Source organism: Moraxella sp. CTOTU48841 (assembly GCF_032061225.1).
In the GTDB taxonomy this organism is placed as follows: domain Bacteria; phylum Pseudomonadota; class Gammaproteobacteria; order Pseudomonadales; family Moraxellaceae; genus Faucicola; species Faucicola cinerea.
Genome location: NZ_DAMBFQ010000001.1, coordinates 180,296 through 202,704, shown reverse-complemented (window position 1 = coordinate 202,704; position 22,409 = coordinate 180,296). Strand labels below are relative to the sequence as shown.

The 22,409-nt window shown below is 44.5% G+C and carries 19 protein-coding genes; 10 read left to right on the top strand and 9 right to left on the bottom strand.

Annotated elements, in window-relative coordinates; translation table 11 throughout:
* Positions 1 to 22: 22 nt before the first annotated feature.
* Positions 23 to 631, bottom strand: a complete 609-nt coding sequence (locus tag RT034_RS00815) for a cob(I)yrinic acid a,c-diamide adenosyltransferase (RefSeq protein ID WP_313012489.1) — start codon at positions 629 to 631, stop codon at positions 23 to 25.
* Between the two features lie 107 nt (positions 632 to 738).
* Between RT034_RS00815 and cysS the strand changes: the two genes are divergently transcribed.
* The 4 genes from cysS to pdxH all read left to right on the top strand — a co-directional run bounded on the left by cysS (position 739) and on the right by pdxH (position 6,133).
* The gene (gene cysS, locus RT034_RS00810; RefSeq protein WP_313012487.1) at positions 739 to 2,187 is read left to right on the top strand and encodes a cysteine--tRNA ligase; all 1,449 of its coding nucleotides are present in this window, start codon (positions 739 to 741) and stop codon (positions 2,185 to 2,187) included.
* Between the two features lie 237 nt (positions 2,188 to 2,424).
* Positions 2,425 to 3,891, top strand: coding sequence for an IMP dehydrogenase (gene guaB / locus RT034_RS00805; protein ID WP_007116763.1), 1,467 nt, complete (start codon positions 2,425 to 2,427; stop codon positions 3,889 to 3,891).
* A 201-nt stretch (positions 3,892 to 4,092) separates the two neighbouring features.
* Complete coding sequence (gene glmM / locus RT034_RS00800; protein ID WP_313012482.1) at positions 4,093 to 5,448, top strand: phosphoglucosamine mutase; 1,356 nt, start codon at positions 4,093 to 4,095, stop codon at positions 5,446 to 5,448.
* Between the two features lie 25 nt (positions 5,449 to 5,473).
* Positions 5,474 to 6,133: a pyridoxamine 5'-phosphate oxidase gene (gene pdxH / locus RT034_RS00795; RefSeq protein WP_313012477.1), complete on the top strand. Its 660-nt coding sequence runs from the start codon at positions 5,474 to 5,476 to the stop codon at positions 6,131 to 6,133.
* 57 nt (positions 6,134 to 6,190) lie between these two features.
* Here pdxH and RT034_RS00790 read toward each other — a convergent pair whose 3' ends face one another.
* A complete protein-coding gene (locus RT034_RS00790; protein ID WP_007116760.1) occupies positions 6,191 to 6,910 on the bottom strand; it encodes a Bax inhibitor-1/YccA family protein in 720 nt (239 codons plus the stop codon).
* Between the two features lie 201 nt (positions 6,911 to 7,111).
* On the opposite strand from RT034_RS00790, the gene RT034_RS00785 reads away from it, so the two are divergent.
* Positions 7,112 to 8,044, top strand: a complete 933-nt coding sequence (locus RT034_RS00785; RefSeq protein ID WP_007116759.1) for an NAD(+) kinase — start codon at positions 7,112 to 7,114, stop codon at positions 8,042 to 8,044.
* A 49-nt stretch (positions 8,045 to 8,093) separates the two neighbouring features.
* On the opposite strand, the gene RT034_RS00780 is transcribed toward RT034_RS00785, so the two are convergent.
* Entirely contained in the window at positions 8,094 to 9,437 is a 1,344-nt protein-coding gene (locus tag RT034_RS00780; RefSeq protein ID WP_313012471.1) for a lytic murein transglycosylase, read from the bottom strand.
* 254 nt (positions 9,438 to 9,691) lie between these two features.
* On the opposite strand from RT034_RS00780, the gene ppnP reads away from it, so the two are divergent.
* Complete coding sequence (gene ppnP, locus RT034_RS00775) at positions 9,692 to 9,979, top strand: pyrimidine/purine nucleoside phosphorylase (protein WP_036597446.1); 288 nt, start codon at positions 9,692 to 9,694, stop codon at positions 9,977 to 9,979.
* A gap of 66 nt (positions 9,980 to 10,045) precedes the next feature.
* On the opposite strand, the gene RT034_RS00770 is transcribed toward ppnP, so the two are convergent.
* Both RT034_RS00770 and abc-f read right to left on the bottom strand, forming a co-directional pair.
* The gene (locus RT034_RS00770) at positions 10,046 to 11,026 is read right to left on the bottom strand and encodes a pirin family protein (protein WP_313012467.1); all 981 of its coding nucleotides are present in this window, start codon (positions 11,024 to 11,026) and stop codon (positions 10,046 to 10,048) included.
* A 156-nt stretch (positions 11,027 to 11,182) separates the two neighbouring features.
* Positions 11,183 to 13,138 (bottom strand): ribosomal protection-like ABC-F family protein, encoded by a 1,956-nt coding sequence (gene abc-f, locus RT034_RS00765; RefSeq protein WP_313012463.1) that lies wholly within the window; start codon positions 13,136 to 13,138, stop codon positions 11,183 to 11,185.
* A 104-nt stretch (positions 13,139 to 13,242) separates the two neighbouring features.
* Between abc-f and RT034_RS00760 the strand changes: the two genes are divergently transcribed.
* Entirely contained in the window at positions 13,243 to 13,518 is a 276-nt protein-coding gene (locus tag RT034_RS00760; RefSeq protein ID WP_313012459.1) for a SlyX family protein, read from the top strand.
* A 361-nt stretch (positions 13,519 to 13,879) separates the two neighbouring features.
* Positions 13,880 to 15,043 (top strand): PilT/PilU family type 4a pilus ATPase, encoded by a 1,164-nt coding sequence (locus RT034_RS00755; protein ID WP_313012455.1) that lies wholly within the window; start codon positions 13,880 to 13,882, stop codon positions 15,041 to 15,043.
* Between the two features lie 120 nt (positions 15,044 to 15,163).
* On the opposite strand, the gene RT034_RS00750 is transcribed toward RT034_RS00755, so the two are convergent.
* On the bottom strand, positions 15,164 to 16,261 hold the full coding sequence (locus RT034_RS00750; protein ID WP_313012452.1) for a 3-deoxy-7-phosphoheptulonate synthase: 1,098 nt from the start codon (positions 16,259 to 16,261) through the stop codon (positions 15,164 to 15,166).
* A 329-nt stretch (positions 16,262 to 16,590) separates the two neighbouring features.
* Here RT034_RS00750 and lpxB point away from each other — a divergent pair, with 329 nt between their 5' ends.
* Positions 16,591 to 17,979: a lipid-A-disaccharide synthase gene (lpxB, locus tag RT034_RS00745; RefSeq protein WP_313012448.1), complete on the top strand. Its 1,389-nt coding sequence runs from the start codon at positions 16,591 to 16,593 to the stop codon at positions 17,977 to 17,979.
* A 70-nt stretch (positions 17,980 to 18,049) separates the two neighbouring features.
* On the opposite strand, the gene RT034_RS00740 is transcribed toward lpxB, so the two are convergent.
* Entirely contained in the window at positions 18,050 to 19,465 is a 1,416-nt protein-coding gene (locus RT034_RS00740) for an ABC1 kinase family protein (protein ID WP_313012445.1), read from the bottom strand.
* A gap of 173 nt (positions 19,466 to 19,638) precedes the next feature.
* Positions 19,639 to 20,943 (bottom strand): phosphoribosylamine--glycine ligase, encoded by a 1,305-nt coding sequence (purD, locus tag RT034_RS00735; protein WP_313012442.1) that lies wholly within the window; start codon positions 20,941 to 20,943, stop codon positions 19,639 to 19,641.
* Between the two features lie 68 nt (positions 20,944 to 21,011).
* Here purD and RT034_RS00730 point away from each other — a divergent pair, with 68 nt between their 5' ends.
* A complete protein-coding gene (locus RT034_RS00730; RefSeq protein WP_313012438.1) occupies positions 21,012 to 21,734 on the top strand; it encodes a ribonuclease HII in 723 nt (240 codons plus the stop codon).
* 213 nt (positions 21,735 to 21,947) lie between these two features.
* Here the strand turns inward: RT034_RS00730 and RT034_RS00725 are convergent, their stop codons facing one another.
* Positions 21,948 to 22,403: a DIP1984 family protein gene (locus tag RT034_RS00725; protein ID WP_007116746.1), complete on the bottom strand. Its 456-nt coding sequence runs from the start codon at positions 22,401 to 22,403 to the stop codon at positions 21,948 to 21,950.
* Between the last annotated feature and the right edge of the window lie 6 nt (positions 22,404 to 22,409).

Below are 22,409 nucleotides of genomic sequence, written 5' to 3'. Positions count from 1 at the left end.
TTTTTAAAGTATCGTGATAGAGTTATGACAAGGTGGTTTTATCCCAAAGCACTTCTTGACCGGCATCCAATCGAGCAACGACACGCGCCAATACAAATAGCCAATCGGATAGACGATTGATAAACTGTAGACTGAGTGGTGAGACATTATTATCCCGCGAGTTTAGTGCCACGAGTAGGCGTTCAGCGTCTCGGCAATAGCAGCGAGCGATATGCACTTGGCTGGTCACAATGGTGCCTGCAGGCAAGATAAAATCTTTGAGGGGTGGTAAATGGGTGTTCCACTCATCAATTTGATTTTCCAGCTCTGTCACATACTCTGCCAAAATCCCGCGGTATTCGGGCATGGCAAGTTCACCCCCTAGATTGAAAAGCTGGTGCTGCAAGCGGCTTAATTTAGCATCAAATTGGGCGTGGTTGGGTTGGACATGGTTAGGTTGGTCTTGGCTGTTTTGAGTATGGTTATCTTGAGTAAGATAGCCCCGCAATAAACCGATTTGGGAGTTTAATAAGTCAATTTTGCCCATGGCGTCAAAACGTAAGTCTGCCTTAGACACCCGTGAACCATCCGCCATGCCAGTGGTGCCGTCATCGCCGGTTCGGGTGTAAATCTTTGATAATCGATTGCCCATTGTAGAGACCTTAAAGTGTGAAATATGCCAAATCATAGCACTTTTAACAAAATTTCGGTATGATAACCGATTGTCTTTTTTACCCAACTTGCACAGGTGACTATCCCATGACACAGCTGACACAGCCCATGCCGATTACCATATATGACTCGATGAGTGGACAAAAACGCCCATTCATGCCCTTAGAAGCAGGCAAAGTTGGCATGTATGTCTGTGGGATGACGGTGTATGATTATTGCCACATTGGTCATGCGCGAGTTATGGTCGGCTTTGATGTGGTCGTGCGCTGGCTGCGTCATATTGGCTATGAGGTCAATTATGTGCGTAATATTACCGATATTGATGACAAAATTATTAACCGTGCTAAGGACAATGGCGAAAGTATCTATCAGTTGACAGACCGCTTTATCAAAGCCATGCATGAAGATGCGGATAATCTGGGCTGTGAGCGTCCTAACAGTGAGCCAAAAGCCACGGATTTTATCCCGCAGATGCAGCATCTAATCCAAACGCTGGAAAGCAAAAAGTTAGCCTATCAAGGCGCAACGGGCGACGTCTATTATGCGGTCGAAAATTTTGCTGAGTATGGCAAGCTCTCAAAGCGCCGCCTAGCCGATATGCAAGCGGGTGCTAGCGAGCGGGTAAATGTTGAGACAGACAAAAAAAATCCGTTTGACTTTGTCTTGTGGAAAGCTGCCAAACAAACAGAGCCATCTGAGACCAAATGGCAGTCACCTTGGGGTGTGGGTCGCCCAGGTTGGCATATCGAATGCTCGGCGATGAGTACCTGCTGTTTGGGCGACACCTTCGATATCCACGGCGGCGGGCATGATTTGCAGTTTCCGCACCACGAGAACGAAATTGCCCAATCTGAAGGCGCAACCGGTAAAACCTATGCCAACAACTGGATGCACGTGGGTTTTATCAATGTTGACGGCGAGAAAATGTCAAAATCACTGGGTAATTTCTTTACCATTCGCGATGTGATGGGGCAGTTTCACCCAGAGACCATTCGGTTCTTTATTTTATCGAGTCATTATCGCAGTCCAGTGAATTTCTCGGATAGCGCGCTTAAAGAAGCCCAAACCAGCCTCACGCGTCTGTATCAAGCGTTAAAATCGGTCGAAAACTTAACTGAACAGGCTGGTGAGATTGATAAAACCCCATTTGAAACCCCCTTTAATCAAGCGATGTGCGATGATTTTAACAGTGCAGGGGCGGTGAGTGTATTATTTAGTCTGGCGCGTGAAATCAACAAAGCCGTCAATCTTGAAACCGCTGAAGGCAATGCCCAAGCGCTGGCATTGGCAACATTGCTAAAAGATTTGGCACAACCGCTCAATATTTTACAGCTTAATCCAACCGATTTTTTACAAGCGAAAGTGGGCGAAACGACCGGGTTAAGTGATAGCGAGATTGAAGCATTCATCGAAGCGCGCAAGAAAGCCAAAGCGGACAAAGACTTTGCCAAAGCTGACCAAATTCGTAATGATTTGAAGGCTCAAGGCGTTGAGCTAGAAGACGGTAAAAATGGCACGACTTGGCGCCGTGTTTAAGCTGATTTTAACCTGTCACCATTTAAATAGCTTGATAATTTAATCGATTTTAGCTAGAATAGACGGTTAATCAAAAACTAAACGATGGTGTCAATTGAACATACCAATGACAACACGCTAAATCCAAAGGCTGGGCAGGGAACTGTTCAGCCTTTTGCGGTTTTTTGGCTGTCAAATTTTTCACCCCGACAAAATTTTAATTACTATTTAACTACTCTTAACTGCTCCGAGGTCTTTATGTTACGAATCGTTGATGAAGCACTTACCTTTGATGATGTGCTGCTACTCCCTGCTTATTCTGAAGTCTTGCCTAAGATGGTAGATTTAAAAACCCGTTTGACGCGCGGTATTGAGCTAAATTTACCCATCGTATCTGCCGCGATGGATACCGTGACTGAATCACAAATGGCAATTACCATTGCCCAGCTTGGCGGTATGGGTATTTTGCACAAAAACATGGACATTGATTTACAAGCCATGCAAGTACGCCGGGTGAAAAAATTTGAAGCCGGTACGGTTGTTGATCCTATCAGCGTATCACCCGATACCAGTGTGGGCGAATTGCTTCGCATCACCAAAGAAAACAAAATCAGCGGTGTGCCTGTGGTAGAAGGTAATCAAGTCGTGGGTATCGTCACCCACCGTGATATCCGTTTTGAAAATAACCTAAGCCAGCCTGTTCGCAATATCATGACCCCAAAAGAAAAATTGGTTACAGTCAAAGAAGGCGAGCCTACAGAGAATATCAAACGTTTGCTACACGAACACCGTATCGAAAAAGTGATTGTTGTGGATGACAATTTTCAATTAAAAGGCTTGATTACTGTCAATGATTTCACCAAAGCTGAAAACAACCCAAATGCTTGCCGCGATAGCAAAGGTCGCTTACGGGTTGGCGCGGCAGTGGGTACGGGCGCAGACACAGAAGCCCGCGTTGAAGCGCTCATCGCTGCCGATGTGGACGTGATTGTCGTAGATACCGCACATGGTCATTCAAAAGGCGTCATCGATCGCGTGGCTTGGGTGAAAAAGAACTATCCAAACATCCAAGTGATTGGCGGTAATATCGCCACCGCTGATGCGGCACTAGCGTTGCGTGATGCGGGTGCTGATGCGGTCAAAGTGGGTATCGGTCCGGGCTCTATCTGTACCACACGTATCATCGCAGGTATCGGGGTGCCGCAAATTTCAGCGATTAGCAACGTGGCTGATGCGCTAAAAAATGACATTCCACTGATAGCCGATGGTGGTATCCGTTTTTCAGGCGATATGGCGAAAGCGTTAGCAGCGGGTGCCTCTTCTATCATGGTGGGTTCTCTACTTGCCGGTACCGAAGAAGCGCCAGGGGAAGTGGAACTATTCCAAGGTCGCTACTACAAAGCCTATCGTGGTATGGGTTCGCTAGGTGCGATGTCAGGACAAAATGGTTCATCCGATCGTTATTTCCAAGACGCCAAAGAAGGGGTAGAAAAATTGGTACCCGAAGGTATCGAAGGTCGCGTCCCTTATAAAGGTCCAATGAACGGTATTATCAACCAATTAGCCGGTGGCTTACGTTCGTCAATGGGTTATACAGGCTGTGCCAATATTGAAGAAATGCGTAGCAAACCACAGTTTGTGCGTGTGACTTCGGCCGGTATGAAAGAATCTCACGTACATGACGTGCAAATCACCAAAGAAGCCCCCAATTACCGCGTAAACTAAGTGATAGGTTGATTGCGCTAAAACTGGGTTAACTACCCAGTTTTTTTTATGGCCCAATTTATCGCCCAAAGTTTTTATAGCCTAAAGTAACAGGCTGTGCCATGACTCATAAAAACAAACAGATGTCGCAACATGCGTGAAATTTTGCTATGCTAAAATTTTATATTGTGATAACAACAACGGGCGACAAAGGAGAATTAAATGAGTTATTTTGGTACTGATGGTATTCGTGGTAAGTTTGGGGAATTTCCGATACATCCGCAGTTTTTAATCAAACTAGGCTATGCCACGGGTAAAGTGCTGCTAGCCAACCAAGCAGCCCCGAACGAAAATCATCGTCCCAATGTCGTCATTGGTAAAGATACGCGACTCTCTGGCTATGTTATTGAAGCCTGTCTGCAAGCAGGATTTAATGCCGCAGGGGTGGATGTGCATATGCTAGGTACTATTCCAACCCCTGCCATCGCGCATTTGACCCGAAGTTTTCACGCTGATGCGGGCGTAGTGATATCCGCATCCCACAATCCATTTTATGACAACGGTATCAAATTTTTCTCCAATGAAGGCAAAAAACTGTCAGATGAAATTCAACAAGCCATCAATGAAAAAATCGATGAAATCAAAGATATCAATGTCGTCATTGACACCCCAGAAGCACTAGGCAAAAGTTATCGTGTGGAGGATGCCAAAGGTCGCTATATCGAGTTTTGTAAGGGCACTTTCCCCTACAATCTAAATTTAAATGCCCTAAAAATCGTCGTCGACTGTGCCAATGGCGCAGGATACAGCGTCGCGCCCCGTGTATTACGTGAGTTAGGTGCAACCGTAATTGCCATTGGCGATAAACCCGATGGCATTAATATCAATGACAATGTCGGCTCTACGCATCCGGCAAACTTGCAACAAGCAGTGCTTGACCACGATGCCCAAGTGGGTATTGCTTTAGATGGCGATGGCGACCGTATCATCATGGTCAATGAAAAAGGCGAGTTGGTTGATGGTGACGGCATTTTATATATTTTAGCCACCCAAGCAGAGCAACAAGTCGATGGCGTGGTAGGTACCTTGATGACCAACATGGGTTTGCAATTGGCGTTTGACAAAGCCGGTATTGCTTTTGAGCGCGCCAAAGTAGGCGACCGCTATGTCATGCAAGGACTTGAGAAAAATGGCTGGGTACTGGGCGGTGAATCATCGGGTCATATTTTAACGCTAGATAAAGCCAGTACGGGCGATGCGATTGTGGCAGGTCTGCAAGTGCTTGCGGTGATGGCGCAGAGCAAACAATCATTATCAGAGCTGATGAAGGGTTATACCCAGCTACCACAAAAATTGGTCAATGTCAGATTGGCGCAAAAACAAGATCCCTATACCTTCCCAGAATTGGCAAATGCGTTTAAAGATGCCGAAGAAAAATTGACAGGACGGGGTCGTTTACTGATTCGTCAATCAGGTACAGAGCCATTGATTCGGGTGATGGTCGAAAGCGATGATGAGATTGAGTGCGATATGCTAGCCAATGAACTTGCTGAAAAAGTACGCCAAGTGATGGCGTAAAGTTGACATTTTATAAGGATAAAACATGAGTATTGATTTTACCAGTCAACGATTATCGTATGAGCAAGGCGAGCTTATCGAATCACACTTGCCAGAGCAGCCGTTTGGTTTGCTACAAACTTGGGTGCAACAAGCGATTGATGCCAAGCAAGGGGAAGCGTATGCGTTTTCACTGGCGACTTGTGGACGTGATGGGCAGCCAAGTGTGCGCACTTTACTGATGCGTGAAATTATCCAATTGGATAACACGGGCATTGGCCTCGTGTTTTATACCAATTACGACAGCGCCAAAGGCTGTGATTTGGCGACCAACCCCAATGCTGAAGCATTATTTTTTTGGCCAAGTCTAGAAAGACAAATCCGTCTTACCGGCGCTGTGCAAAAAGTTAGCCGTGAACAATCCGCTCAGTATTTTCATAGCCGTCCCCGTGATAGCCAATTAGCTGCTTGGGTCAGCGAGCCACAAAGCAGTGTGGTTGCCAGCCGCGAGGTAATGGAAGACAAATTTGCCCAATTAACTGCGCAGTATGAGGACAATCCAATCCCTTTGCCAGAATTTTGGGGAGGCTATCTGCTGACGGTAGAAAAAATCGAATTTTGGCAGGGTAGAGCCAATCGTATGCACGACCGCATTGTCTATTCGCTAGATAGCGACCAATGGGTGATGGAACGCTTATTACCTTAAACTGCAAGCCATAAAAAAACACGGTTTAGAATACCGTGTTTTTTTATTTGATAAAACTTAGTTTTGTAGGGAACGTAGTAAACGCACAAATTCAATGTACATCCACACCAGTGTTGATAAGATACCAACGCTTAGTACCCATTCATAGCTTTCATCCACCCCTGCAGCATAGGCTCGCTCAACGCTATCAAAATCTAATAACAAGCTCAGTGATGCAATCACAATCACCAGCAAGCTAAAACCAATACCCACCACGCCACCACTGAACAAATACGGCAGTGAGCTACCAAATAGGCTAAACCCGATTTGTACCAGATACACCAGCATGATAGCAATCACAGCCGACATCATCACAGAACGAAATTTTTGGGTGACTTTAATCACGCCACTGCGATAAAGCGCCAGCATCACTGCAGCGGTTACAAAAGTTGCGACCAACGCCGTCGGAGCAACTGTGGGAAACTTAATACTCGCAAACAGGGAAATCGCGCCAATCACGATGCCCTCTAAAATTGCATAAGGAATTGCCAGTGTTTTAGCTATGTGGGGTTTTGAGATAATTACCATACTCAATACAAAAGCCACCAAGATACTGGCTAAAGCCGCTACACTAACAAAACCTGAAGTGACGCCACTAGCTAGGCAATAGCCAAAAAATCCAACACCCGATAACGTCGTCAGACCTAGCAGAAAAGAGGTTTTTCGAATGACCCCTTTGACCGTCATCGGTGTCGTACTAACCGCAAGTTCAGCACGAGATATAATCGGATTTGCCATAAAAATTTGCTCCCAAGAGTTAAAAAATTTCAAAAGTTAGCTATATGTTAATCACCTTAAATTAGCAAATAGCAATGAGTTTGTATACATTAACTGCACAACGAAGGTTAGCAATTTTGTAATATAAAATACTGATTGGGCATAACGTGAGCCAGTAAGCTGTGATAAAATAGCTTAATCTTTATCAGTTAATTTTCTGCTATGACGTCCACACTTATTCCCAATCCTGCCTTTGGGCGTATCGGCATTATGGGTCGTGCCAACAAGCCAAGTGTCATTCAAAGTATCTACCAAATTTGTGACTTTTTTCATGAGCAAGGGTTGCCTTTATTAATTGACCATCAGACGGCACGGTTGCCGGCATTGAGTTTTGCACGTCTAGGCGACATTGCTACGATTGAGCGCAGTTTGCTCGGCGGTGCTTGTGATTTGGTCATTGTGGTCGGTGGTGATGGTTCGCTGTTACATGCGGCGCAAGTACTGGTCAAACACAAAGTGCCAGTGGTGGGGGTGAACCGCGGACGTCTAGGGTTTTTAACTGACATCTATCCTGATGATTTAAACGTAAAATTGACCAGTATTTTACAAGGTCATTATCAGCTTGAAGATCGATTCTTGTTAAAGATGGAAATCCGTCAAGGTGCACATGTGATTTATGAAGATATGGCGCTAAATGACATTGTGCTGCACGCAGGTAAATCAGTGCATATGCTAGATTTTCATTTAAAAATTGATGGGCTTAATGTCTATCGTCAGCACAGTGATGGTCTGATTGCCTCCACACCGACGGGCTCGACCGCTTATGCGCTATCAGGTGGCGGGCCGATTATTCATCCTAGTATGGATGCCATTTGTCTGGTGCCCATGCATCCACATACCTTATCAAGCCGCCCGATTGTGGTCAGCGGCAATAGCGAAATCAAAATCCGCATCCATAAAGATAACCGCACCCAGCCGATGGTGAGTGCGGATGGGAAACCGTCGGTGCCGCTCAACCAAAACCAGCGCTTAGTGATTCACAAGCATCCTAACAAACTCACGTTATTACACCCACCTGGGGTGGATTTTTTTGAAGCTTGCCGTACCAAACTCGGTTGGAATAGCTACGCTGAAGAATTTAGTATGGATAATTAAATAAAAAAGCCACCTGAATCATTCGGTGGCTTTTTTATGAAGAAATACCTTAATTAATCAGCCCACTTGCCGAGCGTTTTGAGATAAATCCATCTGGGATTTGGTTGTGGTCGGCTTGCCAGCGCTGAAATGCCAATTTGGTATTGGTGCCTACGACGCCATCTGACCCTTTGGTATCATAACCCATTGCCGTCAAGCGCTGTTGCAGTTGGCGGACTTCATAAGTAGCAAGTGGCTGCTCATAGCGTGGCCAAGATTGCTGTAAGCCTGGCTGCCCGATAATGGCTTTGGCAAGTAAGCTCACCCCCATGGCATAATTCGAGGAGTTATTATAGACCTTAATCGCATCAAAATTTTTGGTTAATAAAATCGCAGGACCCTCTTTACCCGCAGGGAGCCACAATTCTGCCATCGCATCCATGGGCGCATTTGGGGTGATAAATTGAATGCCTAAATTTTGCCAATCTGCCATGGTTTTTTTGGTACTGACCTGGCGATAATCAAAACCATTTGGTAATCGTACTTCATAGTACGAGCCCATACCACGCTGCCAGCCGGCATTTTTGAGATAGCTTGCGGTAGAGGCTAACGCATCAGCGGTATGCCAAGGGTTACGATGACCATCACCATTGCCATCTACTGCTTCATCTAACCAAGTTTTGGGAATAAATTGGGTATGTCCCATGCCACCTGCCCAAGAGCCGCGCAGTTGCGACCAATCAATATCACCACGCTCAAGCAGCGACAACAGCGCTAGTAGCTGGTCCTCTGCAAAACTGCGGCGACGACCATCATATGCCAAGGTCGCCAAACTATTGACCAGTGATGAGTTGCCTGTGCCTTGACCGTAAGAAGATTCCATGCCCCAAATGGCAGTCACAATAGAGGCCGGCACACCATACTGATTTTCAATGCGATCAAGTAGCGCGCTTTGACTGGCAAAATTGCGCTGACCCCCACTGACTCGACCACTCGATGCGGCACCATCGATATATTCCCAAGGCATTTTGGCAAATTCAGGCTGTCCTTTATCCAGTGACACCACTTGCTCGCTATAGTTGGCACTAGATAGCAAGCGTTCAACATCAGCACGGGGGTAGCCTTTTTGCACAGCGCGTTCAATAAAATCCGATTTCCACTGATAAAAGCTGCTGTATTGATTGGTTGGAACAGTCACAGGTGGCACGGGCGTGACTTTAGGAGGTACTGTAATGACCACAGGGGCAGTCGGCAAGGTACCTGGTAATTTTTGGGGTTGGGTTTGAATAGGTGCTGATGAACAAGCTGCCAACAATGCCGCTAAGCTGACAGGCAATGCCAGTTTTTGACTAGCAAAACGCTGCGACAAACAGAGCGATAAAGCGACGATAGACGACGAATATTTAACATACATAGAGCAATAACCTCAATTAATACAAGCCAAATGCGTACAAACATAACAACTGTGGTAAAAAAATTGAATATAGCACAAAAATAGGAAGTTTTAATTGTTAAGGAATAATTGATATAAAAATACTACAAAAATTGCGGTAAAAGTATTTGCCAAATTTTGGCAGTTTTGCCAGCGTTTTTTGGAAAATAGGATTGATAATTGGTCAAAAAAGTTTATGATAATCGATTTATACTAGCTAATTTTGAGGAATAACTATGCTAAAAGTCAATCAATATTTTGATGGGAATGTGGCATCAATCGGTTTTCAAACAGCCACCTTACCTGCGACCGTGGGCGTGATGAAAGTAGGCGAATACGAATTTGGCACAAGTCAATTTGAAACCATGACCGTCATTAGCGGGGCTATCTCAGCACTATTGCCAAACCAAACTGACTGGCAAACTTTTAAAGCCAATGAAACCTTTACCGTCGATGCCAACCAAAAATTCAAAGTCAAAATTGACGAAGAAACAGCCTATCTTTGTACTTACCAAGATAAATAATCAAGATAAATCAGTAATAAAAAAGCGATATCAAATCCATGATATCGCTTTTTTTAGGCGAAAAATTTATTGAATATCGCCAAATTTTCCTGCATTAAAATCTAAGATAGCTTGACGGATTTCGGCTTGGCTATTCATTACAAAGGGTCCGTAACCCACCACCGGCTCATTAATCGGCTCACCACTCATCAGCAAGATTTTCGCTCCCGCTTTGCCCGCCGTTAAGCGTACAAAATCCTCGCCCGTTTCGCCACTTTCAGTCTCAAAAGTGATTAATTGATTGGCGTGTGCTTGCTGGTCGTGATCAGCGTTGATGATAACATCGCCTTGCATCGACAATAACAACAAATTGTGGGTGCGAGAAATCGCGACTTCTATGGAGCGATTGGGTTCAATACTGATATCCCACAAGTTAATAGGGGTAAAAGTCGTGCCAATGCCGCGTGCCTTATTGTCACCCTGCTGGGGGGCTTGGGTATTGATAGTAGGGGTAAACTCCCCAGCAATTACCTTAACTTGTCCTGCATGCAGTCCTTCATCATCATGTAGACTGATCACAGGCATGTCATCATTGGCAAGATGTTGGTATTTGGCAGGCGTGGCTTTATCTTTGGCAGGTAGATTGACCCAAAGCTGTACCATACTAAAATCACCGCCTGCTTGGCTAAATTCAGGGGAGTGAAATTCCTCATGAATCACGCCATTGCCCGCCGTCATCCATTGCACGTCACCTGTCTTAATAGTACCGCCACCGCCACTAGAATCACGGTGGGACACTTCACCTGCATAGGCGATAGTTACCGTTTCAAACCCTTTGTGCGGATGTTGTCCGACACCGCGCGGCGCTTGAGCATTGGGTTCAAAATACTGTGTTGCTGTATAATCGAGCATTAAAAAAGGGTCGGTGCGTTTATCACCCACCATGTGATTGAACATCGGGTTGACATGAAAACCATCACCTACCCAATGAGGGCGTGGGGCTGCATGAATTTTGTCGACTTGTCGATAGGTTTTATTGATATTTTGCTTGCTATTTTGTATGGCCATGATTTTTCTCCTTATTGATAGCTATAATATAGGGGCAAAAAGGCTATTTTCAAGTATAAATTACATTATATTGGTTATTGTAAACATTAACTAATATAAAAGATAAAAAAGGCAAGGTCAATTGCTAACCTTGCCTTTATAAATTATTTACTTATTTTAATCATCAAGTTCTGACCAGCGCGCCATTTTTTCAAGTAGCAAATCATCAATCTCGTTGAGACGTTCACTGGCTCGGGTAGCGGCTGTCATATCACTCACAAACCAGCTGCCATCGGCTAATTTGTCTTGAATTTCAGCTTGCTCTTGCTCGAGTAGGGCGATTTCATCAGGGAGACTATCTAATTCACGCTGTTCTTTGTAGCTCAGTTTTTTCTTCACCGTATCAGTTTTTGGTGCATCAGCGTTAATGGCTTCTTTGGGCTTTGCTGTTGTCTTTTCTGATTTGTCTGCTTTGGGTTTAATCGCTTGTTCACGGGATTTTTGCGTCAAATAGTCTTGATAGCCACCGACATATTCTTTGACAATGCCATTGCCATCACTATCTTCATCAAAAACCCAAGTTGATGTTACGACATTGTCCATAAAGGTACGGTCATGGCTGATTAGTAATATGGTGCCATTAAAGCTATCGACGGCTTCTTCTAACAGCTCTAGGGTTGCCATATCTAAGTCGTTGGTCGGCTCATCAAGTACCAAGATATTTGCGGGTTTTAGTAGCTGTTTGGCTAGCAAAACGCGGTTACGCTCACCGCCTGACAATGCTTTGACCGGTGTTCTGGCGCGTTCTGGGGCAAATAAGAAATCTTGCAAATAGCCGATGATATGTTTCTTTTTACCCGCCACTTCTACAAAATCAGAACCTTCCGCGACGTTTTGTACCACAGTTGCTTCTAGATCAAGTTGGTCACGTAATTGGTCAAGAAAGGCGATTTGTAGATTGGTGCCTAATTTTACTGAGCCAGATTTGGTGATATCAGGCTGCGGAATATCCAAAATGGCATGAATGAGCGTGGATTTGCCAACACCGTTTTTACCGATAATACCAATACGGTCACCACGCATGATGCTGGTGGTGAAATCTTTTACCAAGGTTTTATCACCATAGCCTAGATTGAGATGTTTGACATTGGCAACCAATTTGCCGCTGTTGTCGCCATCGCTCATGCTGATGTTAACTTGTCCGACTTGCTCACGGCGGGATTTACGTTCTTCACGCAGCGCCTTTAACGCGCGCACGCGACCTTCATTGCGGGTACGGCGCGCTTTGATGCCTTGACGAATCCACACTTCCTCTTCAGCCAGTTTTTTATCAAAATTGGCATTGGCTTTTTCTTCGGCACTCAGTTGTTGTTCTTTAAGCTCTTGGTAGCGGGCATAGCCTTTATTGACATTGCCTGCTTGCTTGGTGACGTCATAACTGCGCAATATACCGCGGTCAAGTTCGACAATGCGGGTGGCGATTTTGTCAATAAACGAGCGGTCATGCGAGATAAACAGCAGGGTCAATCCTTGCGCGTTTAGCAAAAATTGCTCAAGCCATTCGATACTTTCGACATCCAAGTGGTTGGTCGGCTCGTCAAGTAATAGCACATCAGGTTTGGTAATCAGCGCACGGGCAAGCAGTACACGGCGTTTGCGACCGCCCGATAATTCACTAATATCGGCATCGCCGTCCAAGTTCATCATGGATAGCATGGTCTGTACTTCGCGGGTCAAGTCCCACCCATGGGCATCATCAATTTTATGCTGCAAATCTGACATTAATTCGCAGGCTTTCATGTCACCGCTTGCACATTTATCACTGGCTTGCTCATAGGCTGTCAGCCAGGTTGCCACATCGCCTGCACCTGCCATAACGATGTCACTGACTTTGCCCGACGTTTCTGGAATGTCTTGCTCGAGCATGGCAATTTTCAGATTGCCACTGATTTGGAATTCGCCACTGTCAGCCTTGACTTGACCGCTAATGACCTTAAACAAAGTTGATTTGCCTTCACCATTGCGCCCAATCAAACACACGCGTTCGCCTTGTTCGATATTAAAATCAATACCGTCCAAAATCGGTGCAATACCAAATGCCAAATGAATATCTCGTAAATGAATCAGTGCCATAACTTTCTCAAAGTTTAGTAAAAATGTTTGTATAATAGGAAAATGCGGCTATTGTAGCAGACTTTATGGCAAAAAATTGTGGGGAAACTTATGAGGCATTCTAAATGAGCGAAAAAGATAACCAAAAACAGGCAAGCGATGAAAATGGATGGGTTAACATGGTGGAAAAATTAACCCAAGCGTTGATTGATTTACAAACGCAAGTGCTGTTTATGGAAGATACATTGGATAAACTTGATAATATCGTTACCGAGCAAAGCCAGTTGATTGCTGACCAACAACGGCAATTACAGCTACTTTATCAAAAATTGGAAACTCAAACGCAAAGCTCGCAAATTCAGCCGTTTGATTTGTTGAGCGATAAACCGCCGCATTACTAATTTTATTGACAAAAATTGAAATTTTTATCAACATGGCAAGCGTTTTATGCGCCATAGACTGCCAATGTCCTAAATAGGAAAAAACTAATGGTAGCCAGTTGCATCTGACTATCAGCAACAACCTCGGCAAAAATTGACCGTGATGGATATCAAACGCAAACTGCTTTATCAATGCTTTATCAAGGCGTGCCGTCAAAGATAGGCAAGGATGAGAGGCTAAACGGGTCGTTTTTTAACGTAAATTTTATACATGTATCTATCAATTTTCACCAGCATAGCAAACAAGTTTCACAAGCATATCAAGCAAGCATAGTGCTGTGACCAAATAATCTGCTCTCATTTATTGTTAGGAATATCCTATATGAGTCATAATGAATCTTTAATCAGTGTTGCCGAAGAAACGTTACATGAAGCCAAAACAGTCATGTTTAATATGCTGTCCAAAGTGGTAGAAATCGGTGGTTCTGATTTGTTTATTTCAGCGGATTTTCCACCCAGTATTAAATATCACGGGCTCATGAAGCCGCTCAATAAACAACCACTGACGGCTGAAAAAACCAAACTGTTTGCCTATAGTTTGATGAACCAAAAACAGCGCGAAGAATTTGCAACCAATCTTGAGTGTAACTTTGCGATTAATGTGCCCAATGTATCGCGATTTCGGATTAATGTGTTTCAGCAGCAATTACAAGTGGGTATGGTGATTCGTACCATTACGGCAGAAATACCCAACTTTAAACAGCTGCTGCTACCTGAGCAGCTCAAAAAAATTATCATGGAAAAACGTGGGTTAGTGTTGGTCGTAGGGGGAACAGGGTCAGGTAAATCAACATCGCTGGCGGCAATGATTGACCATCGTAATGAAAACTCCGCAGGTCACATTATCACTGTCGAAGACCCAGTAGAATATGTGCACAAGCACAAACAATCCATGATCACCCACCGTGAAGTAGGCGTGGATAGTCATTCATGGCATAACGCACTCAAAAACACCTTGCGCCAAGCGCCTGATGTGATTTTGATTGGGGAAATTCGTGATACTGAAACTATGGAAAACGCCATTGCATTTGCTGAAACAGGTCACTTATGTTTAGGCACTTTGCATGCCAATAATGCCAACCAAACCTTAGATCGTATTATCAACTTTTTTCCAGAGGAGCGTCGTAACCAATTGCTGATGGACTTGTCATCGAATATGAAAGCTATCATTTCGCAGCGTTTGATTCGTACAGAAGATGGGAAAGGTCGTCGGGCAGCGGTAGAAATTATGCTTAATACCCCATTGATGGCGGATTTGATATTAAAGGGTAATTTTCATGAAATTAAAGCGCTGATGACCAAATCTCGGGAATTGGGTATGCAAACCTTTGACCAAGCCTTATTTGATCTATACGATGAAGGCGCCATCTCGTATGATGAAGCAATTCGCAATGCCGACTCTGCCAACGAATTGCGGTTGCAAATCAAACTTAAAAGCCGACGCGGTGAAGGCGACACGCAAAGCACAAGTGAGTTAAAGCTCTAATAAAAAACGCCCTGTGACTAAAGAAGTAACACAGGGCTTTTTAATCAGCGATTTGAAAAGCTAGAGTCAATTAACAATTAATAATCACTTAATCATTACTAATCGCTTAAAAAATAACAGTTACTCATTCAACTCGCGAGTGGGTAATACATCTTTAATGGCGTCACGTAAATCATGCATCGCTTTAACCGTGGTATCCCAATCGATACAGCCATCGGTAATAGACTTGCCATATTCAAGCTGGCTCAAATCCGAGGTCAAGTCTTGACGACCGCCTTTAAGATGACTTTCAACCATCATCCCAATAATTGAGCGATTACCGTGTTTGATTTGCTCAGCGATATTTTGAATGACCATCGGTTGCAGGTAAGGGTCTTTATTTGAATTGGCATGGCTTGAGTCAATCATGATTTTGCCTGAGACTTTACCTTTAGCAAGTTCATTTTCTGCTTGGGCAACGGCAGTGGCATCATAGTTGGGTTTACCATTGCCGCCACGAAGCACCACATGACCGTATGGATTACCTTTTGATTGAATGATAGACACTAGACCATCGGCAGATAGACCTAAAAAGCTATGACCAGATTTGACCGCTTGCATGGCATTGACAGCCACTGTCATACCGCCATCTGTACCGTTCTTAAAGCCAACTGGGCAAGACAGACCTGAAGACATCTCGCGGTGAGTCTGACTCTCAGTGGTACGTGCCCCAATCGCTGACCAACTGATTAAATCTTGGATATACTGCGGTGTATTGGGATCAAGCGCTTCGGTTGCACAAGGTAAGCCTTTTTCATTCAAATCGAGCAGTAGTTTGCGCGCAACACGCAAGCCCTTATTGATATCAAAGCTATCATTCATGTCTGGGTCATTGATTAAGCCTTTCCAGCCCACCGTGGTACGAGGTTTTTCAAAATATACACGCATCACGACATAAATACTGTCTTCAATTTCTTTGGATAAAGCCAACAGTTTATCGGCGTATTCATGCGCAGCGTTGACGTCATGAATCGAGCAGGGTCCAATCACCATCAATAAACGTTTGTCTTTACCGTCTAAAATATTACGCACGGTTTCGCGACCTTTGGTCACCGTCTCGATAGCTTTGGGGCTCAATGGTAGTTCGTTTTTTAATTCCGCAGGCGTCACTAGCGGTAAAATTGCTTCAATATTCACATTATCTACATCAGCGATATCAGTTTTGGCAAAAGTTGTCATAATTCTCACAGGCTGTTGGCAAAAATTTAAAAAATCACTATAAACCAAAAAATTTATAATGTCATTACTTGAGTCAGTAGGAAAGCCTACTTTTAGTTTGGCAGTTGATAAAATATTTTGTCAATGTTCAAAATCTGTTTGGTCAAAGTTTTTTTGGATATTTGGGTAATCTGCATATCCTACAGCAACAGTATAACAACTCTTGTATCAGTATACTAGTACAAAATAACAAATAACTGTCATTTAAATTTTTTGATGGTTTTACTTTTCATCTGTTTACCCCTAAAATATTTTTTTAAAATGATAACCAAACAAGGCTGTTTAATCTCATGTACGCTAACGCCCCTGCACAAACCATTTCAGACCTTGCTGCAAATGCCACACTCGCAACCGATATTGCTAACCCAAGCGCAGCCAGCTTTTCTAACGTCAGTGAAGCGAGCTTTTCTAACCTAAGTGAAGAGAATTTGCCACAAAACGTTGCTAAAACCAAGTTTCAGCCGATTGTCATTGGTATCGTAGCAGGCGAGGTCTCAGGCGATGCGCTGGGTGCAGACTTTATGCGCCAGATGAATAATTTGCGTGATGACATTGTATGGGTGGGCGTGGGCGGCGCACAGATGCAAGCGCAAGGGCTTAACTCAGTGATTGACATGTCTCGTTTGTCGGTGATGGGCTTGGTGGAAGTGGTTAAGCATTTGCCAGATTTATTTAAAGCACGCGATGAGATTTTGGCGGCGTTTAAACAAAACGCCATCGATATTTTTGTCGGCATTGATGCGCCTGATTTTAATTTGCGATTGGGGGAGCGGTTAAAATCAGCGGGTATTTATTGTGTGCAATATGTCAGCCCATCGATATGGGCATGGCGGGAAGGGCGAATTGAGAAAATCAAACGCGCGACCAATTTGGTGCTGTGTTTGTTTCCATTTGAGTTGTCTGTCTATCAAAAACATGATCATCCCGCCGTGTGTGTCGGGCATTCACTGCTCAAGACCATGGATGACAATTTACTTACAACCCCCATGGATGAGCTGCGCCGTGAGTTGATTTGGGATAATCCCACCTATCATCAGTTTTTTGTCAAAATGGGCGAGCTTGAGATGAGTCATCTCATTGCAGTGATGCCAGGCTCAAGACGCAGTGAAATCGATGCGATTTTTCCAAAAATGCTTAAAGCGATTCATCAACTGTTGATTATGGATGATAAGCTATGCTTTATCGTACCAACGGTCAACCAACATCTACTGACTATCGTAGAGCAATATCTAGAAGCCCAATCAGCGCAGGTGCGCCATCATGTCACAGTGAGCTGTGATGAAACACAAGCGGATTTTAGCCAACGGGTGATGGCGGCGTCAGATTTGGTACTGCTTGCATCCGGTACCGCCACGCTTGAAGCCATGCTACTGGGTAAACCGATGGTGGTGGTATATTCACTCAATAAAATGACCTTTTGGCTGGCAAAACGGCTGGTCAAAGTGCCGTATGTGGCACTGCCTAATATTTTGGCAGGTCGAGAAATCGTACCAGAATTGCTACAAGAAGACGCCAACCCAGACAATATTTGCCGTGTGGTACAGCAATCATTAAAAGTTAAAAATTATAACGAACAGCTGCGAGATTTGCGGCAAACGTCAGAATGGCTGCGTGAGCAAAGCAACATCAATCCCGCCAATGCGGTGATTGATAATTGGCTGACGTGGAAAAAACAGTAAAAATACTGTGCAAAAACTGTGCAAAATTTGACGCTTTATCAAGTTGGGCGTGGTGATATTGACGGCAAATTTACGTCCAATCTTCTGAGGTGAATTTTGCAATCAAATCATGGGCTTTGGTTCTGGCATCAAGCACAGTCATAAAGGTATAAGCGCCAATGAATTTACGGCTAATAAACATCAGCTCTTTAGGCGGCACGCTAAAGGATTTTGAGGTCGCTGATTTGCTGGCAAGCTTAATGACACGGTTATGTAAATCACTTTCAGCCCAAATATAATTGCCATGTACATCCAGTACATTCGGTGGAATTGTCGGATTACGACTTGGCAAACTAAAGGGTTCACTGGCAAGCAAACATAGCTCTACCATATCATTTTTTACCGCATCGCTAAGATTAGCAAAGAATTCAAAATGCTTGCCTGCTTGTTCAATCGCTTGGCGCATTTTGCTACGGTCGTGACAAAACCCTGCCAACAGCAAATTACGGGCGATGAGTAGCAGATTATCATCAAACTGACGAACCGCCCCAAAGTCCAATAACACCAATTGGTCAAGCTGTGTATCAGGCTTTTGTGCAAGGCGAATCAGATAGTTGCCAAAATTGGGGTCGGTCTGCATATCCCCCCATTCAAAAATCTCACGCAGCATAATTTCAATCGAAGCCTGCCCAATCGCATTCCGTCTTTCTTGTGGTAGCGCAAATACTTGCTCATCCAAAATCGACACGCCCTCTTCATAGGTCATACATAGCAGTCGATCGGTGCTATAAGCTTTGAGGATGCGCGGCACCACATAACGACTATCGCCAGCAAAACGCTGAAAAAATAACTCAGTGGTATCTGCTTCTAGGAGGTAGTTGACTTCATGATGCAGCAGGTCACGGATTTCTTCAAACCAATCATCGAGTTGGCGCGTTTGCGGGACAACATTGGTGACTTTAAGCAATTGGCGGAACAAATCCAAATCACTGTCCACGGCATCAGCGATATTGGGATATTGCACCTTAAATACCACTTGCTCGCCCGTGGCTTTATGAACTGCTCTATGTACTTGTGAAAGTGAGGCGGTGCCAATTGGGGTATGGTCGATATCAAACTCATGGATGGTATCGCCCAATTCGGTTCGTAGCGCTGATTCGATAATTGACCAGGAAAAAGCAGTCGTCTGGCTGTTCAATGTCTGTAAGGCTTCTGTGATTTCGGGGGGCAAAAAATGCTCCCCATAAAGGGCTAACATTTGACCGATTTTGACCACCGAGCCTTTGAGTTTACCCAGCTCGTCCACCAAATATTGGGCTTGCTCACGCATAAAAGCTTGTTTTTGTACCGCTTTTTCTTCCTTTGATTTAAATAATCCAAAGGCACTATTGGTCGCCCATCGTCTGCCGATATTGAGCGATGCTTTGGCAATCGATAACCGCCGGTCAAGCGCCGAGGTTTTGAGCTGTTCAAGCGGTTGGTTATCGTGATTTTGCGGATTTGCCATACAAGGTGCCTAATGTTTTTGAAAGAAAAAGCCAAATAAAAAGCAAATCATTTTAACACATGATTTGCTTTGATTGTTGTTACCGATTTTTAATAAAGTGGATTAAGATTTGCCGTAACCACTTGGCGTAAGACAGTGGTTAGATGTCTAAATGCCATCTCATTGATTACTGGTTATTCGGCGCTAGATTGAATAGCGCGCCAACCGATATCACGGCGATATTGCATACCATCAAAGCTAATAGCGCCACAAACTGCTAAGGCTTTGGTTTGGGCATCCAAAATATCATCACCGAGCGCCGTCACGCAAACTACACGGCCGCCATTGGTGATAATTTCACCATTGTCAAAGGCTTTGGTACCTGCGTGGAAAACTTTGACATCCATATCCGTTTGTTCATACTGTGACTCAAGCGTTGGTAACCCATGGATGACATCGCCGTTGCTCGCGCTTTCTGGATAGCCTTTGCTAGCCAGTACCACACCCAAGGCAGGACGCTCATCCCACTCGGTTTGTTTGGGAAGATTGCCATCCAACCCTAATGCTATCAAGTCAACCATTGAGCCTTTTAGGCGCATCATAATGGGCTGTGTTTCTGGGTCACCAAAACGGCAGTTAAACTCAATCACATAGGGATCATTGTGGTCATCAATCATCAAGCCTGCGTACAAAAATCCTGTATAAGGTGTGCCATTGGCGTTCATGGCATCGACCACTGGCTGAATTACACGCGCAATCACCTTGTCATGTACTTGCTGCGTCACCACGGGGGCAGGTGAGTAAGCACCCATACCGCCTGTATTAAGGCCGGTATCACCTTCGCCAATACGTTTGTGGTCTTGGCTGGTTGCCATCGGCAAGATATTGTTGCCATCTATCATACAGATGAAGCTGGCTTCTTCGCCTTGCAAGAACTGCTCAATCACCACACGGCTGCCCGCATCACCAAATTTGTTGCCCGATAACATATCATTGATGGCATCAACGGCTTCTTGTTCGCTCATCGCCACAATCACGCCTTTACCTGCGGCTAAACCATCGGCTTTGATGACAATCGGCGCGCCTTCGGCTTTCACATAAGCAATCGCTTGCTCAGCATCGTTAAAAGTTTGGTATTTGGCGGTAGGGATATGGTGTTTTATCATAAAATCTTTGGCAAAGGCTTTTGATCCTTCAAGCTGTGCGCAATACGCCGTGGGTCCCCAAGCTTTGATACCTGCTTTTGTTAAGTCATCGACCATACCTGCCACAAGTGGCGCTTCAGGACCAACCAGGACAAAGGCAATATCATTGTCTTGGCAAAATTGAATCACCGCCGCATGGTCTTTGACGTTTAAATCGACATTTTGTAGTTTGTGTTCAAGCGCTGTGCCCGCGTTACCATTGGCAACAAAAACTGTACTAACTTTGCTATCTTTGGCGCATTGCCATGCCAATGCATGCTCACGTCCACCTGTGCCAATTACTAAAATATTCATATTGTTTCCTTAAAAATGTAAAATAGCCGTATGGTAGGCATTGTAACAAATTTTGGGAACTAAATTAAATGACAAAGCATTTTATTATTGGCGTGGATGAGGTCGGGCGAGGGCCTTTATTGGGCGATGTGGTGGTTTGTGCGCTCATCTTCGATAAGGCGATTTTATCTATTAAAGAAGATAGCCTAAGCACTGATTTACACACGGCTGATAGTGTAGGTATTAGCCACAATCACGCCCTAAGTGCGCTAACTGACTCCAAAAAACTGTCAGAGAAAAAACGAGAAGCGTTATTTTCCTTGATTGAACAAACGGCGAGTGCGCATAAGGTTGTCAAAATTTCTGCCAGCTTAATAGACCAGATCAATATCTTACAAGCGACATTACTAGGGATGAAACAAGCCGTGGCAGGCGTGATGGCGCAAATGTTAGCGCAATACCCAACGGCGACCTTTAGCGTCATGGTGGATGGCAATAAACTGCCCGTGTTGTTTGACTTGCCCAATTATCAGCAAATTACGCATGAGCAAGCGATTGTAAAAGGGGACGGCAGACATGCGTGTATCAGTGGCGCCAGTGTGATTGCCAAAGTAACGCGTGACCGAGATATGGTGGCGTTGTCAAAGTTATATCCTGATTATGGCATTGAGCAGCATAAAGGCTATCCCACCGCCGCCCATATCCAAGCGATACAACATTACGGTATTTTGCCCATGCACCGCAAAAGTTTTGCCCCCATCAAACAGAGGATTTTAGACAAAAAAGGTGAACATACAGTCAATATCCGGTAGTAATGAGTGCCGGTCTAAAGTCGCCTTGTGAGCGAGTTTAACTAGTAAGGTGTGCTGAGCATGACGAGTAAAAGGATGGTCCTGCTCGCAGACCTGCAAGCTGTGCCCGATTTGTTTTCAACCTCTCGGTGGACAGCGCGCCAAACAAGGTCTGATAGTCGCCCTGTATGTTCAAATCCATCATAGCAAATTATAGGGTTTTTTCAAACTAGCTTATACTAAATCAATCTGCCAATTAGCGGCTTGCAATTGGATATTTAAGTTTCTAAGTTTGACCGCTATGTCATCTGCTTGTTTTTGCAGTTTGACCGGTTCAATCACTTTTTGCCATTTGATTTCCCGATAGCTATAGCGATCGCCTTCCGTCTTAGCATTATCAATCGCTGTTTGCAGCAGGCGATGGCGTTCGGCAAGTTCATCACGCTTGACTAAAGTGCTGAGCATGGTTGAACCATCGGGCATGACAGCGATAGCATTGGTGCGATGGATATGGTCGATTAACGCATACAGCTCGCTCATGACTTGATTGGCTTGTAGCAGCAGTTCATTCGGGTTTTCACTGGGGGTATCGCCGTCTTGGACTTTGACGTTTTCAGCAATGCGCGATTTCAAGCTGGCGAGTTTTTTTTGCATATCGGCACGTCGTAACAAAGCTTCTGCAAGTTTCATGGTTAT

Excerpts from the sequence above, each read along its gene's own strand:
- RT034_RS00780 (WP_313012471.1), bottom strand. The coding sequence starts at position 9,437 with ATGTATGTTAAATATTCGTCGTCTATCGTCGCTTTATCGCTCTGTTTG.
- pdxH (WP_313012477.1), top strand. The coding sequence starts at position 5,474 with ATGAGTATTGATTTTACCAGTCAACGATTATCGTATGAGCAAGGCGAG.
- abc-f (WP_313012463.1), bottom strand. The coding sequence starts at position 13,138 with ATGGCACTGATTCATTTACGAGATATTCATTTGGCATTTGGTATTGCA.
- RT034_RS00815 (WP_313012489.1), bottom strand. The coding sequence starts at position 631 with ATGGGCAATCGATTATCAAAGATTTACACCCGAACCGGCGATGACGGC.
- guaB (WP_007116763.1), top strand. The coding sequence starts at position 2,425 with ATGTTACGAATCGTTGATGAAGCACTTACCTTTGATGATGTGCTGCTA.
- glmM (WP_313012482.1), top strand. The coding sequence starts at position 4,093 with ATGAGTTATTTTGGTACTGATGGTATTCGTGGTAAGTTTGGGGAATTT.
- RT034_RS00760 (WP_313012459.1), top strand. The coding sequence starts at position 13,243 with ATGAGCGAAAAAGATAACCAAAAACAGGCAAGCGATGAAAATGGATGG.
- RT034_RS00725 (WP_007116746.1), bottom strand. The coding sequence starts at position 22,403 with ATGAAACTTGCAGAAGCTTTGTTACGACGTGCCGATATGCAAAAAAAA.
- RT034_RS00790 (WP_007116760.1), bottom strand. The coding sequence starts at position 6,910 with ATGGCAAATCCGATTATATCTCGTGCTGAACTTGCGGTTAGTACGACA.
- cysS (WP_313012487.1), top strand. The coding sequence starts at position 739 with ATGACACAGCTGACACAGCCCATGCCGATTACCATATATGACTCGATG.
- RT034_RS00750 (WP_313012452.1), bottom strand. The coding sequence starts at position 16,261 with ATGACAACTTTTGCCAAAACTGATATCGCTGATGTAGATAATGTGAAT.
- purD (WP_313012442.1), bottom strand. The coding sequence starts at position 20,943 with ATGAATATTTTAGTAATTGGCACAGGTGGACGTGAGCATGCATTGGCA.
- ppnP (WP_036597446.1), top strand. The coding sequence starts at position 9,692 with ATGCTAAAAGTCAATCAATATTTTGATGGGAATGTGGCATCAATCGGT.
- RT034_RS00770 (WP_313012467.1), bottom strand. The coding sequence starts at position 11,026 with ATGGCCATACAAAATAGCAAGCAAAATATCAATAAAACCTATCGACAA.
- lpxB (WP_313012448.1), top strand. The coding sequence starts at position 16,591 with ATGTACGCTAACGCCCCTGCACAAACCATTTCAGACCTTGCTGCAAAT.
- RT034_RS00755 (WP_313012455.1), top strand. The coding sequence starts at position 13,880 with ATGAGTCATAATGAATCTTTAATCAGTGTTGCCGAAGAAACGTTACAT.
- RT034_RS00730 (WP_313012438.1), top strand. The coding sequence starts at position 21,012 with ATGACAAAGCATTTTATTATTGGCGTGGATGAGGTCGGGCGAGGGCCT.
- RT034_RS00740 (WP_313012445.1), bottom strand. The coding sequence starts at position 19,465 with ATGGCAAATCCGCAAAATCACGATAACCAACCGCTTGAACAGCTCAAA.
- RT034_RS00785 (WP_007116759.1), top strand. The coding sequence starts at position 7,112 with ATGACGTCCACACTTATTCCCAATCCTGCCTTTGGGCGTATCGGCATT.